We start from the raw sequence: 13,611 nt of genomic DNA on the forward strand, positions 1-13,611 counted from the left end.
GCGCCCGCATGGTGAGCAAGCCGCCCGTGGACGACGTCGGGGACGAGGGCTTGGTGGTCGGCCCGCCGAAGGAGTACGCGGCCGGTCTGCCGGCCGTCGCCTGGTCGCTGCGCCATGCCGGTCGCCAGATGGGGGTGCGGCGCAGCCTGCTGACCCTGGTCCAGGTCAACCAGAAGCAGGGCTTCGACTGTCCCGGGTGCGCGTGGCCGGAACCGGAGCACCGCAGCGTCGCCGAGTTCTGCGAGAACGGCGCGAAGGCGGTTGCCGAGGAGGCCACCGTGCGCCGGGTGGGCGCGGACTTCTTCGCCGCGCACCCGGTCGCCGAGCTGGCCGGGAAGTCGGACTACTGGCTGGGCCAGCAGGGCCGGCTGACCGAGCCGATGTACCTCGCCGAGGGCGCCTCGCACTACGCGCCCATCTCGTGGGAGGACGCCTTCGGGGTGGTCGCCGAGGAATTGGCGGCACTGGACTCGCCGGATCAGGCGGCGTTCTACACGTCGGGGCGCACCAGCAACGAGGCCGCGTTCGTGTACCAGCTGTTCGTGCGCGCGTTCGGCACGAACAACCTGCCGGACTGCTCCAACATGTGCCACGAGTCGAGCGGCTCGGCGCTGACCCAGACGCTCGGCGTGGGCAAGGGCAGCGTGTCGCTGGAGGATCTGTATCAGGCGGATCTGATCTTCGTGGTGGGCCAGAACCCGGGCACCAACCACCCCCGGATGTTGTCCGCGCTGGAGAAGGCCAAGCAGGCGGGCGCCTCGATCGTGGCGGTGAACCCGTTGCCCGAGGCCGGGCTGCTGCGGTTCAAGAATCCGCAGAAGGTCACCGGCGTGCTCGGGTCGGGCACACAACTGACCGACGAGTTCGCGCAGATCCGGGTGAACGGCGACCTCGCGCTGTTCCGGGCCCTGAACCGACTGCTCCTGGAGGCCGAGGACGCCGCGCCGGGCAGCGTGCTCGATCGCGCGTTCATCGACGAATACACGCACGGCTTCGAGGAGTTCGCGGCGGACGTACGGACCACGCCGTGGGACGACGTGCTGGAGGCGACCGGGCTGACCCGCGACGGGATCGAGCGCATCCATCGGCGGGTGCTCGACTCGCAACGGATCGTGGTGTGTTGGGCGATGGGCCTGACCCAGCACAAGAACTCCGTGCCGACCATCCGCGAGGTGGTCAACTTCCTGCTCCTGCGCGGCAATGTGGGTCGGCCGGGCGCGGGCGTGTGTCCGGTCCGCGGGCACAGCAACGTGCAGGGCGACCGGACGATGGGCATCTACGAGAAGCCCTCGCCGGCCTTTCTGGACGCGTTGGAGAAGGAGTTCGGCTTCGCCCCGCCGCGCGCCCACGGGCACGACGTGGTGGACGCGATCCGGGCGATGCGCGACGACGCGGTTCGGGTGTTCGTCGCGGTGGGCGGCAACTTCGTCTCCGCGACGCCGGACACGGCGGCCACCGAGGCCGCGTTGCGGGCGACCCGGCTCACCGTCCAGGTGTCCACCAAGCTCAACCGCTCGCACGCGGTCACCGGGCGGCGGGCGCTGATCCTGCCCACGCTCGGTCGCACCGAGCGGGACCAGTTCGTCACCGTCGAGGACTCGATGAGCGCTGTGCACATGTCGCGCGGCAAGCTGCCGCCGGCCTCCGCGCACCTGCGCTCCGAAGTGGCGATCGTGTGCGGGCTGGCCGAACGTGTGCTCGGCGACCGGGTATCGGTGCCCTGGCGCGACTTCGCCCGCGACTACGACCTGATCCGGGACCGGATCGAGCGGGTGATCCCGGGCTTCACCGACTTCAACCGCCGGGTGCGCGAGCCCGGCGGGTTCGTACTGCCGCACGGGCCGCGCGACCAGCGCAGGTTCCCGACCACGACCGGCAAGGCCAACTTCTCCCGCAACGACCTCGCGGTGCTGCGGGTGCCGGCGGGCCGGCTGATCCTGCAGACGGTGCGCTCGCACGACCAGTACAACACCACGATCTACGGACTCGACGACCGCTATCGCGGGATCAAGCAGGGCCGGCGGGTGGTCTTCGTGAACCCGGCCGACCTGGCCGAACTCGGCGTCGCGGACGGCTCCCTGGTCGATCTGGTCAGCGAGTGGCAGGACGGCACCGAACGCCGCGCGCCGTCGTTCAGGGTGGTGTCCTACGACACCGCGGCGGGTTGCTGCGCGGCCTACTTCCCGGAGACCAACGTGCTGGTGCCGCTGGACAGCACGGCGGACGAGAGCAACACACCGACCTCCAAGTCGATCGTGGTCCGTCTGGAGCCGCACACGCACTGAGCCTCGGCCGTGCTCGCGTGCCGAACGAGCGCCGGGCGGCCCCGGGTCCGCCCGGCGCTCGCCGGTGCCGCGTCGGCTATCCCTGGAAGCGCGCCGCGAGCACGGCCGCCAGTCGGCGAGAGGCGAAGCCGGTGCCGTGCACGAAGCGGACCACCGGGCCGAAGGTGGCTGCCGCGGGCGGGCCGCTGACGTACAGACCCGGCACGGTGGTCTCGAACGCGGCGTCCAGTGCGGGCAGTCCGGCCACCGTGGCGATCCGCCGCCGCACGTGCGGCGCGAGGAAACCCAGCGCGGCCAGGTCGACCCGATAGCCGGTCGCCGCGAGCACGTGGTCGGCGTGCACCTCGCGCTGATAACCGGTGCGGTCCCGGAGCAACATCCGCGCCCGTCCGTCCGGCTCGCGGCGGGCCCCGACGACCGTCTGCGCGTCCCGGACCGGGACCCGCCCGTCCAGACGGTCCCGCAGCCACCACGCGGCCGAGGGCCCCAGGATGCGCCGGGCCAGGTCGACCCGCACACACGCGGGCAGCAGCCGGAACGCGGCCGGTCCGTGCGCCGCGGCGGCCACCGACCACCCCTCGCCCAGCGGCGAGTCCGGGGTCAGCCGCCGGATCCGCCCCGGCACGGGCGGTGTGCCGAACCGCACCCGGTCCGCCCGGCCGAACACGCGCACCCGCACGGCGCCGCCCTCGTGCAGCAACGCGGCGCTCTCCAGCGCCGATTGGCCCGAGCCGATCACCACGATGTCCCGGTCCGCGCCCAGTTCGGCCAGGTCCGGGTGCTCGGCGGGGTGCGAGACCAGGTCGGTGCCCAGGCGTTCGAGCACGGGCGGCACGTAGCGATGCGCGGCGAGCCCGGTGGCCAGCACGACGGCGTCCACCTCGACCTCGGTACCGTCCTCGCGGCCGAGCACGAAGCCGTGCCCGGCCGGTTCGAGGCCGGTGATCCGCACCCGCTCCACATCCGGCACGAGGCGATCGGCGAACCACCGACCGTAGGCCACGAAGGTCTCGCGCGGGACCGGCTGGTCACCCGTGGACGGCCGCTCGCCCCGGGCACGTTGGAAAGCGGCCAGGCCGTATCCGGGTCCGGGCGCGGAGATCGAGGACGCGTCGGGTCGGGATTTGAGCAGCATCCCGGCCGGCATGTGTCGCCGCCAACTCTCCATGGGTTCGCCGAACACTCGGGTGGTGACCCCGAGTCGGCGCAGGTGGGCGGCAAGCGAGAGGCCGTAGGGGCCGGCTCCGACGATGGCGACGGTCATGACGATGTCCTTCGGTGTTCGGTCTTCGGCATTCGTTCTCCGGCCTTAGTTCTTCGGCGTTCGGTACTCGGCGTTCGGTACTCGGTGCACGGCGCTTGACGTTCCGTACGAATTGTTGGCTTATTCGGTGAAAAGTCGATTCGCGCTGCTAGAAAGGTCCGGACGGGGAGGCGACGACATGGGCGGGCGAGGGGTCGAGCTGGATCGTGCGGTGCCGGCCTTGCTGTTCAAGGTCGGCCGCTATCCGCTGCATCAAGGTTCGGTGGGCGCGGTGCGCTCGCTCGGCCGCGCGGGGGTGGCGGTGCACGCGGTGGTCGAGGACGCCTTCACCCCCACCGCGCTGTCCCGACATCTGCGCCGGCGGCATGTATGGCCCACGACCGGCCTGGAGGACCCGGCGGCGCTGATCGACCGGTTGTTGTGGATCGGACGCCGGTTGCCCGCCCGCGCGGTGCTGGTGCCCACCGACGACGAGGCCGCGCTGCTCGCCGCCGGCGCGCAGGACCGGCTCGCGGAGTGTTTCCTGCTGCCGAAAATCGACCCGGACCTGCCCGCCGACCTGGCGGACAAGCGCGGGCTGTACCGACGCTGCCTGGCCCACGAGGTGTCCGCGCCGGATACCCGCTTCCCCATCGATCGCGAGCAACTCCTCTTCCACGCACGAGAGTTGGGGTACCCGGTGGTGGTCAAGAACCTGGCGCCGTGGGATCGACTGCGCGCCCCGGTGGTGCGGGGCACCACCCTCGTGCGCAGCGAGCGCGCCCTGCTCGCGTCGGTCCACGTGCCGCGCGGGGTGCTGTTGCAGGCGTACGTGCCGCGCGAGAGCGCGCAGGACTGGATCGTGCACCTGTACGCCGCGCCCGACGGCCGGTGCGCGCCGGTGTTCACCGGCCTCAAGCTGCGTTCCTGGCCGCCGCACGCGGGCGTGACCACGTACGCGCGGACGTTGGCCAACCCGGGGCTGGCGCACCGTTCCGCCCGGCTGTGTCGGGCAATCGGCTATCGCGGGCCGGCCGACCTGGACTGGCGGCTGGATCTGCGCGACGGGCGGTACAAGCTGGTCGACTTCAATCCGCGCGTGGGCGCCCAGTTCCGCATGTTCGAGACCGATCGCGGGCTGGACGTGGTGCGCGCGCTGCATCTGGACCTGACCGGACGGGCGATCCCGACGGGCGTCCAGCGCGAGGGCCGGCGCTACGTCGCGGAGCATCTCGACGCCGCGGCGTGGGTGGCCTACCGGGGCCGGGTCGGGGTGGCCCGGCCGCCCGGGTACCCGCCGGTCCGGGGAGGTCTGGAACCCGCGTGGCTGGCCTGGGACGACCCGCTGCCCGCCGCCGCGACGGCGGTCCGCGCGCTGGCCGCCGCCGTACGCCGGTGCGGGCGCTGAGGGCGTCGGGTGCCGACGACGCGGTCGCGATGGATGCGGCGGGCCCGGCGCGCGCTCGCGCCGGCGCTCGCGGCCGTGCTGCTCGCGGCCTGCGGGCCCGGTCCGCCCGCCGGGCGTCGGCTGTTGTTCGCCGAGGACTTCACCGGCTCCGCGCCGGCCGCCGGGCGCTGGGTGACCTGCTACGACTGGAACGTGGACGGCTGCACGAACGCGGGCAACCACGAACAACAGTGGTACCGGCCCGAACAGGTGCGCGTCGGCGGCGGGCAGGCGGTGCTGAGCGCGGTGCGCCGGCCCACGCGCGGCGCGGACGGCACCGTGTACCCGTGGGCCTCGGGCATGTTGTCCACCGGGCGGCCGAGTTGGAACGGTCGCCCGCGCTTCACCTTCACCTACGGCCGGGTCGAGGCCGAGCTGCTGATGCCGCGCGAGCCGAACTCGTTCCCGGCGTTCTGGCTGATGCCCGCCTCCCGGTACACGCCGCCCGAGCTGGACGTGGTCGAACTGATCGGGCTCGACGGCCGGGCCCGGTCCACGGTGCACTGGCGGGGTGCGGACGGTCGTCCCGACGCGTGGGTGCACGAGTCGCCCGCACGCGACTGGTCCGACCGCTTCCACCACTTCGCGCTCGACTGGACGCCGGATCGGCTGACCTGGTGGATCGACGGTGAACAGGTGTTCACGGTGACCGATCCGGCACGGGTGCCCGACGAGCCGATGGAGGTGCTGTTCACGCTCGCGATGGGCTACCCGGACCCGGTGCCCGACCACGTGCGCACCGCCGAGTTGCGGATCCGATCGGTGCGGGTGTGGGCGCGCTGAGCGTGAGCCGCACGGCGGCGGGCCGGTCACCGGGTCACCGGTTCCGGCCGACCACCGGGTCGCGGTGTGCCTGCCAGGGGTCGGGGTGTCCGCGCCAGCGCGCCCGGGTCTGCCGCCAGGCCCGCCAGCCCAGCGTGGGCAGTCCGTCCCGGAACGGCGCGACCCGCGTGCCGGAGCCGGCCAGCCAGGCGTCCAGGCGGGCCGCGTCGGTGTCCGCGCGCACCAGCAGTCGGGAGATCCGCCAGGGGTCGTCCGCACGCGAGCTGTGCGCGTCGCGCACGGCCATCGCGGTGCGAAAGCCCGCGTGCCGGACCGCCTCGCGCACGGCGGCGTTGTTGTAACCGAACGGGTAGGCGAACGAGGTGATCGGGCGCTCGAGTTCGGTTTCGAGTCGCTCCCGCGAATCGGTGATCTCGCGGTGCATCTGCTCGATCGGCAGGGTGTCGAGCTCGCGGTGTGTGCAGCCGTGCGCGCCGATGGTCAGGCCCGGCGCGTCGACGATCCGGCGCAGGCCGTCCCAGGTGAGCATCGCGGCGGGCGGCAGCGGTGGCCGCAGGGTGGGCCACAGCGCGTCGGTGGTCACGTACAGCGTCGCGGGCAGGTTCCGCTCGACCAGTTGCGGCAGCGCGTACCGGGCGAAGTCGGCGTATCCGTCGTCGAAAGTGATCAGCACGCTGTGTCGGGGCAGGTCGCGTCCGCCGTGCAGGGCCTCGGTGAAGCGGTCCAGGCCCACCGGGACCCGGCCGCTGGCCAGCACCCGGTCGAGTTGCCGGCCGAACTCGCCCGGGCCGATCGTGAACGGCGCGATCCACGGCGGCGGATCGTCGCGCACGCAGTGGTAGAGCAGCACCGGAACCGCGGTCTCGGATCTCATCGGAATTCCCTTCGGGACGCGTGGGTGTACGCGACGGCGCGGATCAGCGCCGCGGTGGTGGTCAGGCCCGCGAGCGTGCCGAGCACGCGGGGAGCGGAGAAGGCGCCGGCGAGCAGGTACGCCTCGGCGGTCAACGCGCCCAGCGCGGCGCTGCCGGCGACCGAGGTCACCGCCGTGGCGAGCGTGGTCGTACCGTCGCCGGCCACCGCGTAGCCGGGTCCGAGCGCGAGGAACGCGACCACCACGAGCACCCGCAGCGGGTGTTCGGCGGGCAGTTCCAGCGCCCCGAACGCGAGCCAGCCGGCCGCGGCGGGCAACACCGCGTGGATCGGGCGGGTCACCGGGCGGGGCCGCTTCGGACCGGGGCGCTTCGGACCGGGGCGAAGGACGGCGGCGCAACCTGGGGCGGCGGCGCGGCCTGCGGCGGCGGCGCGGCCTGCGGCGGCGGCGCGGCCTGCGGTGCCACGGCCCGCTGCGGCGTCGTGCCCGGGTCGATCCGGTAGATCACCGCGTCCCGGTCGCGCAGGAGCACCGTGAAGCGCGGCGCGGTGGAGAGCGTGTGGTCCATCCGGTCCAGCGCGCCGGCCGGCAGCAGTCCGGTCTGGTCGCACTCGGCCCGCTGCCCCGCGGTCAGGAACAGGTACGCGGTGCTGCCCGGGTACTCGTCGGCCAGCGCGGTCAACCCGGCGACCGGATCGCGGACGACGCCCTCGCGCAGGGCCGGGGTCTCCATCGCGAACCAACGGTGCTGCTGCCTCTCGTAGTCGGCGTAGGCGCCGGGGAAGTTGTTGGTCGCCGCGACGATCAGGTCGCCGGGCGCGGACACCGACGCCAGCCACCGCCGGGCCGCGATCTCGCCGTCGACGAAGTGGTTCTGCCGCTCCTTGCCGTAGTAGCCGAAGACGAATCCGGTGAGCAGCAGCGCGAACACCACCGGCAGCAGGACCGCGCGCGGACGCGGCCGGCCCCGGTCGCCGAACAGCGGTGCCAACCACGAGGCGATCAAAAACGCGACCGCCGGCAGCGCGAACAGGTAGACCCGGAAGATGATCTCGCCGCCGTACGCTCCGGCCGCCAGCAGCGGTAGCGGCGCGATCGCCAGCAGCGTGGCGGGCGAACGGCGCAGCCGCGGGCAGCGGATCAGCGCGGCGGCGGCGAGCAGCACGACCCCGGCGGTCAGCGCGCGGTCCACCCTGGCGACCAGCACCTGTCCCGGTTCGGCGGTGCCCAGATTCACCATCCCGGCGTGCGCGTTGGCCTGGAAGTCGCCGAACTGGGCCCAGGAGGAGCCGAATTGCTCGAACAGAAAGGGCCGGGCGACGGTCAGGTTCCAGCCGAGCACGGCGACCGCGGTGAAGCCGAGCAGCGGCAACGCGACCGGGCGGTGCGCGCGGGAGCAGGCCAGCGCGCCGGCCGCGACCGCGAGCATCGGCGGGGTGAGTTGATGCGCCGTCACCACCGCGAGTACGAGCGGCGCACACAGTCCGAGAGTGACCGGCGGGCGCCGATCACGGTCCAGGACCAGCGCCAGAATCGTCACGTAGAGCACGAACGCGAAGGTCTGCGGCGCGAAATAGTCCTGACCGACCCACGCGGTGCCGAAGTAGATCCACACCGCCGCCCACAGGATCCGCCGATTGCGGGTGAACGTGCGGTACAGCAGGACCAACGGGCCGATCAGCAGCAGGTCGAAGGCGAGCGGCGACCACGCGGCCATGGTCAGCGCGTCCGGCGCGCCGATCGCCTCGACCGCCGCGGCGGCCTCGGCGAAGAAGCCCGGCCACTGGTGGTAGGGCGCCAACTCGCCCGCGTTCGGCAGGGTTTCACCGGTGCGCAGGAACTGGTCGACCACCTCGACGTGCTTCCAGGCCCACGCGTAGCGCAGGTGCTCGTAGAGCACGGCGGGCGTCGCGTGCAGCATGGTCACCAGGGCGCAGGTGTACAGCGCGTACCGCGGTGTCCGGGCGGCCCGATCGAGCAGCGTCGCCGCGAAGCCGGCCGTGAGCAGGGCAAGCGCGCACCAGTACAGGGTGGGCAGCACGTCCAGCAGGCCGAGACCGCCCATCCGGTCCACCGCGACGGGCATCCGCACCGCGAGCACCCACAGCAGTGCCGCGATCGGCAGCGCGAGCAGGCCGAACGCGCGGAAGGCGAGCGCCGGCGCGGTGGGTGGCGGGTCTTGGCCCAGTCCGCGCAGCCGCCCGGTCGCGTAGCCGAGCGCGGTGGTGAGCACACCCAGGACCAGGGCCGGGATGGTGGCCTTGGGCGGTGCGGCGTCCGGCGCGAACGGACGGACCAGGGCGCGCGGGATGGTCGAGGCCAGGTAGGAACGCTCGGACGCGAGCGCGGTGCCGGTGCCAGCGTGTCGGCTGACCGCCGCCTTGGACAGCCCCTCGGCCCAGCAACGCGCCCGGAAGTAGCGCCAGGTGGTGCGCGCGGCGGGAACACGGTGGCGGACCACGGCGGCCGGTTCGTAGCCGATCCTGCCACCGCGGTACCGGGCCGCGGCGCGGATGCACAGCTCGGTCTCCTCGCAGCCCAGCGGGCGGGTACCGACCCGGCCCAGGTCGGTGCGGAAGCCGCCGACGCCGAGCAGGACGCTGCGCCGGAAGGACATGTTGGCGCCGATCAGGTTGCGCACCGGCGCGGCGTGTTCGGGCATGCCGCGATAGGTGCAGCCGACCACCCAGTCGAACTCGGCGGGGAACCAGGCCGGGCGTCCGGTGTCCCAGCTCGGCTGGATCCGGCCCCCGACGCCGAGCACGTTCGGGTCGGCGTAGCCGTCGAGCAGGCGCATCGTCCAGTCGGGTTCGGCCGTCGCGTCGTCGTCGAGGAAGGCCACGATGTCGCCGTGCGCGCCCTCGACGCCGGTGTTGCGGGCCCCGGAGAGGCCGCGCCGGCCCCGGTTGCGCAGCACGGTGACGTCGGGGAACTCGCGGGCCGCGCGGCCGGCGAGTTCGTGGCAGTGGTCGGCGACCAGGATGGTCTCGGCGGGTGGCTCGTCCTGGGCCCGGATCGAGGCGAGCGCCGCGGTCAGATCGTCCCAGCGGTCCATCGTGTAGGCGCAGACGATCACCGTCAGGGTGGGCCTTGGGGGTGTGCGGTCCGCCGGCGGGACGGCGTGGCGGGCGCTCGCCGCCCGGGCCCGGCGTACGGCCGCCTCCTCGGCCCGGATGGCGACCCAGGCCAGGCGCCTGGTCCGCGGTGGGGTCTCCGTCATGCGGGCCTCCCGGGAGTGGTGGGCAGCCAGACCCGGCGGGCGGTCAGCAGGGCGAGCGCGGTCGCGGTCTGCGCGGCCAGCCATGCGACGCCGGCGCCGAGTACGCCCAGGACGGGCAACAGGACCACGGTCAGGGTCAGTACGGCCGTCGCGAGGCCGGCCTGGATGGCGACCACGACACGCATCCGGCCGAGCACGCGGCATGCGCTGATCGCGGTGGACACCACCAGGTACGGGAGCGCGGACAGGGCCAGCAGTTGCAGGAGCGTGGACCCGTTCCGGGCGTAGCCCGGGCCGAACACACGCAGCACGAGCGGTGCTCCGACAACGAGAGCAGTGATCGCAAGCGCGAGCAGCGCTCCGGTATGCCGAAGCACCCGCCGACACCCGGCGGCCGGGCCGGCACTGTCGCCGGCCGCTTCGACCAACAGGGACGCGCCCATGTTGAGACTGATCAGGTAGAGCGTGTTGGCGACCACCCACGCGAGCGAGAAGTAGGCACTCTCCCGAGCGCCGGCATGCTCCAACACGATGATCGGCGGCAACGTGGTGGCGGCCGACCAGCACAACGTACCGAGGTAGTCGGACCCGGCGTAGCGCACGATCGAACGCCCGGACGGCACCCTGCCGCCCGCACCCGGGTCCGAAGCCGGGTCCGCGCCCGCTTCGCCGAACCCGGCTCCCGGCTCCGCCGGCTCGCGTCGCCGGGCCGGCAACAATCGCGCGAACAGCCAACCGTCCACCACGACCAGGGTGCTCACCAGTGCGAGCGTCCAGGAGATCAGGATCCCGAGGGTGGGCAGCAGGCCGGCCAACGCGGCGACGAATGCGATCTTGGCGATGGCGAAGCCGCTGTTCTTGCCCACCACCAGGCCCGGCCGGCGCAGTCCGGTGAGCGCGCCGTCCTGGAGCGCGAACAGCGCGTACGCCACGGTGGTCGCCACGAAGCAGCAGCCCGCCGCCGGTTCGCGCAGGAAGCCCAGGCCGGGCGCACACACCGGGATCAGCGCGAGGAAGCCCAGCCCCGCCACCAGCGTGGCGCCGAACGCGGCGGCGTAGGCGGCCCGGATCAGCGCGCGCCGGTCCCGGCCCGCCTGCGGCAGGAAGCGCACGAGTACGTTGCCCAGCCCGAGTTGGCCGAGCCCCGACAGCAACATGAGCGCGGACACGGCGGCATAGCTGCGGCCCACCGTCGCGTCGCCGTACCACCGGGTGGCCAGCGCCCAGTAACCCGCTCCGAACGCCGAGGTGACCAGCGAACCGACGGTCAGCACATGGCCGTTGCGCAGCAGCGGGTCCACCCTCGGGCGGATCGGCCGACGGAGTTGGGCCTGCGTCACCGGGCCCGCTCCGGGTGTTCCCACGGCGGGCGCACGCCGTGCGCGCGAACGCGCGCGTGCAGGTAGGCGAGCGGGCCGGCGGCCAGCGCGCGGCGCTCCAGCCCGGCCAGGCGGGCGGGCCAGGGGACTTCGGGACGGCCGGGCGCGCGGGTGCGGCTCAGTGCGTACCGCAGGCCGCCCGGCACCCGGCGGACGAGCGCGCCGAGGGCGCGGGGTTCGCGCAGTACGGCGGCGGTCAGGTAGGCGCCCAGGCCGGTGCCGTACCCGCGCACCTGGTGCGCCACCGCGGCAGGATCGGTCCGGTGCCGGTGCCAGATCAGCGCGCCGGGTTCGTAGCCGATCCGGTGGCCGCGCACGATGGTGCGGAAGAACGCGAGCAGGTCGTCGCCGCCGCGCGCGGGTGTGCCGACCCCGGTCGCCGGGTCGAAGCCGCCCATCGCGCGCAGCGTGTCGGCCCGAAAGGCCATGTTGGCGCCGGAGCCGAAGCGTCCGGCGGTGAACGGGAAGAGCGGATCCGCCGGCGGCGCCTGGGCGTCGTACAGCACCGGGTCGAATCCCTTGGTGTAGCCCGCGTGGTGGTGCAGCATCAGCTGTGCGGGAGTGCGCAGTTCGGCGGGCAGGATCAGCCCGGTCACGCACGCGGGCCGGCCCGCTCGGGTGAAGCCGGCGACCAGGCCGGCCACCCAGCCGGGGTCGGCCAGGACGTCGTCGTCGGTGAACGCGAGCAGTTCGCCGGTGGCGGCGGCGATGCCGCGGTTGTGCGCGAGCGCCAGGCCGGCACGGGGTTCGCGGACGTAGCGCACCAGGCCCGCGCAACCGCCGCGGACCACGCGCGCGGTGCGGTCGGTGGTGGGCGCGTTGTCCACCACGATCAGTTCGAGGTCGGGATAGGTCTGCCACAGCAGGGTGCGCAGGCACGCGGCGAGCAGTTCGGGCCGCTCCCGGGTCGCCACGATCACACTGACGCGCGGTGTCTCGCGGCGTCCGGGCGGTTCGGCGGCGTGGTCGGGCGCGGCGGGAGCACCGAATCGGGCGCCGGCCGCGGCGATCAGGCGATCCAGGGCCGCGCCGGGCACGTCGACACCCAAGGGGTCGGCCCCGCCCGGAACGCCCCCGGGCAGGTCGAGTTCCAGCAGGCCCACGGGTGTGCCGTGGTGCCGGACCAGCGCGAGCACCGCGCCGGCGGGGCAGTCGGCCGGCCGGCCGTCGGGAGTGCTCAGACGCGGCACGGCGCCGGCGGTCAGGTCGAGCACCCGCACGTGTACGAGATGCCTCGGGTCGGCGGGCCGTTGTCCGGGGTCGGCGGCCGAGCGGCGCGGTGCGGCCGGGCGCGGGATGAACACGGGGGTCGGCTCGGCGGCCGGCTCCGGATCGGACGTCGGATCGTTCCGCTCGGCCGGGCGCTGCCTCGGGATCAGCGGCAGCGGATTGGGGCCGGGCCGGCCGGGCTCAGGTTCGGGTCGCGGGGTCAAGCGTCCTCCCTCGGGCGGACCGGACGCGCGCCGCCGTGCTCACGCAGCACGGTGCGCAGCACGCGCTGTCCGTCGCGCAGTGCGTTGAGGTTGGATCGGCCGCTACGGCGCGGGAGTTCGAGGCTGGGCACCTCGGCGATGCGCAGCCCGGCACGAAGCGCGCGGACGATCATCTCGGCCTCGATCTCGAAGCCGGTCGAGCGCAGGTCGAGGTGCTCCAGAAAGCACCGCCGGAACGCGCAGAATCCGTAGCACAGATCGGTCAGTCGGTAGCCGTAGAGCCGGCTCACCAGCGCCATCAGCGCGTGGTTGCCCAGGCTGCGCAGCGTGGTCAGGTCGAGCGATCCGCCGCCGCCGACGAACCGGGAGCCCTTGACGAAGTCGTAGCCGTTGGTCAGGAAGTGCACGTAGTGCGGGATCTCCTGCGGCGACATGCTGCCGTCGGCGTCGATGGTGACGATGATGTCGCCGGTGGCGTGTCGGAATCCGGTCCGCAGCGCGCTGCCCTTGCCGGGGCCGGACTGTGGGATGACCCGGGCCGCGGGCAGATAGCGGCGGGTGATCAGCGAGGTGGCGTCGGTGGAGTCCCCGTCGATCAGCAGGACCTCGTCGACGCCTTCGGGTATCTGCTGGAGCACCCAGGGCAGGTTGCGCGCTTCGTTGCGGGCCGGCACGACCAGGCTGACCCGGTCGCGCGGCACCGGGTCCGGTACCGACTGCCCGGCGCGCAGCGGGGTGCCGCCGGGCAGTTCGGCGATCCGGGGCAACGGACGTGTCGCGTGTGCCGTGTGCGTCGTATCGTGCATGACCGGCCCCCTCCCGTCTGCCGCGCACCCCCGGGGGCACACGGCATCGGGCCGGCGAAACCGGCCCGAGATCGGTGACGCCGGGTGCCGATGGCACGACACCCGGTCATCGCTGATCGTGGTTGGGCGGCGAAAGCAGGG

At 73.5% G+C, this 13,611-nt stretch carries 10 protein-coding genes; 3 read left to right on the top strand and 7 right to left on the bottom strand.

Translation table 11 applies throughout. The features are described from left to right. Positions 1-8: 8 nt before the first annotated feature. On the top strand, positions 9-2,285 hold the full coding sequence (locus tag ACZ4FV_RS06375) for an FdhF/YdeP family oxidoreductase (RefSeq protein ID WP_395869127.1): 2,277 nt from the start codon (positions 9-11) through the stop codon (positions 2,283-2,285). 76 nt (positions 2,286-2,361) lie between these two features. On the opposite strand, the gene ACZ4FV_RS06380 is transcribed toward ACZ4FV_RS06375, so the two are convergent. Continuing rightward, complete coding sequence (locus tag ACZ4FV_RS06380) at positions 2,362-3,549, bottom strand: FAD-dependent oxidoreductase (protein ID WP_465322001.1); 1,188 nt, start codon at positions 3,547-3,549, stop codon at positions 2,362-2,364. A gap of 178 nt (positions 3,550-3,727) precedes the next feature. Between ACZ4FV_RS06380 and ACZ4FV_RS06385 the strand changes: the two genes are divergently transcribed. Then, positions 3,728-4,936: a carboxylate--amine ligase gene (locus ACZ4FV_RS06385; RefSeq protein WP_465322003.1), complete on the top strand. Its 1,209-nt coding sequence runs from the start codon at positions 3,728-3,730 to the stop codon at positions 4,934-4,936. A gap of 33 nt (positions 4,937-4,969) precedes the next feature. Further along, entirely contained in the window at positions 4,970-5,758 is a 789-nt protein-coding gene (locus ACZ4FV_RS06390) for a glycoside hydrolase family 16 protein (RefSeq protein ID WP_395869133.1), read from the top strand. A gap of 34 nt (positions 5,759-5,792) precedes the next feature. Here the strand turns inward: ACZ4FV_RS06390 and ACZ4FV_RS06395 are convergent, their stop codons facing one another. Genes ACZ4FV_RS06395 through ACZ4FV_RS06420 form a run of 6 tightly spaced genes read right to left on the bottom strand, consistent with a single transcriptional unit; the run spans position 5,793 to position 13,470 of the window. Further along, positions 5,793-6,632: a polysaccharide deacetylase family protein gene (locus tag ACZ4FV_RS06395; RefSeq protein WP_402238963.1), complete on the bottom strand. Its 840-nt coding sequence runs from the start codon at positions 6,630-6,632 to the stop codon at positions 5,793-5,795. Next, a complete protein-coding gene (locus ACZ4FV_RS06400) occupies positions 6,629-6,973 on the bottom strand; it encodes a hypothetical protein (RefSeq protein ID WP_402238966.1) in 345 nt (114 codons plus the stop codon). The genes ACZ4FV_RS06395 and ACZ4FV_RS06400 overlap by 4 nt, the downstream gene beginning before the upstream one ends. Further along, a complete protein-coding gene (locus tag ACZ4FV_RS06405) occupies positions 6,970-9,852 on the bottom strand; it encodes a glycosyltransferase family 2 protein (protein ID WP_465322005.1) in 2,883 nt (960 codons plus the stop codon). Before ACZ4FV_RS06405 ends, ACZ4FV_RS06400 begins: the two co-directional genes overlap by 4 nt. Beyond that, positions 9,849-11,192, bottom strand: coding sequence for a polysaccharide biosynthesis protein (locus ACZ4FV_RS06410; protein ID WP_465322007.1), 1,344 nt, complete (start codon positions 11,190-11,192; stop codon positions 9,849-9,851). The genes ACZ4FV_RS06405 and ACZ4FV_RS06410 overlap by 4 nt, the downstream gene beginning before the upstream one ends. Further along, positions 11,189-12,664, bottom strand: a complete 1,476-nt coding sequence (locus ACZ4FV_RS06415) for a glycosyltransferase (protein WP_465322009.1) — start codon at positions 12,662-12,664, stop codon at positions 11,189-11,191. Before ACZ4FV_RS06415 ends, ACZ4FV_RS06410 begins: the two co-directional genes overlap by 4 nt. Continuing rightward, a complete protein-coding gene (locus ACZ4FV_RS06420) occupies positions 12,661-13,470 on the bottom strand; it encodes a glycosyltransferase family 2 protein (RefSeq protein ID WP_395869145.1) in 810 nt (269 codons plus the stop codon). Before ACZ4FV_RS06420 ends, ACZ4FV_RS06415 begins: the two co-directional genes overlap by 4 nt. Positions 13,471-13,611: the final 141 nt, after the last annotated feature.

It is taken from the genome of Embleya sp. NPDC025285 (assembly GCF_055558835.1).

What these genes read in the sequence shown, in the direction of transcription:
- ACZ4FV_RS06375 (WP_395869127.1), top strand. Translation starts at nt 9, where the DNA reads ATGGTGAGCAAGCCGCCCGTGGACGACGTCGGGGACGAGGGCTTGGTG.
- ACZ4FV_RS06380 (WP_465322001.1), bottom strand. Translation starts at nt 3,549, where the DNA reads ATGACCGTCGCCATCGTCGGAGCCGGCCCCTACGGCCTCTCGCTTGCC.
- ACZ4FV_RS06385 (WP_465322003.1), top strand. Translation starts at nt 3,728, where the DNA reads ATGGGCGGGCGAGGGGTCGAGCTGGATCGTGCGGTGCCGGCCTTGCTG.
- ACZ4FV_RS06390 (WP_395869133.1), top strand. Translation starts at nt 4,970, where the DNA reads ATGCGGCGGGCCCGGCGCGCGCTCGCGCCGGCGCTCGCGGCCGTGCTG.
- ACZ4FV_RS06395 (WP_402238963.1), bottom strand. Translation starts at nt 6,632, where the DNA reads ATGAGATCCGAGACCGCGGTTCCGGTGCTGCTCTACCACTGCGTGCGC.
- ACZ4FV_RS06405 (WP_465322005.1), bottom strand. Translation starts at nt 9,852, where the DNA reads ATGACGGAGACCCCACCGCGGACCAGGCGCCTGGCCTGGGTCGCCATC.
- ACZ4FV_RS06420 (WP_395869145.1), bottom strand. Translation starts at nt 13,470, where the DNA reads ATGCACGATACGACGCACACGGCACACGCGACACGTCCGTTGCCCCGG.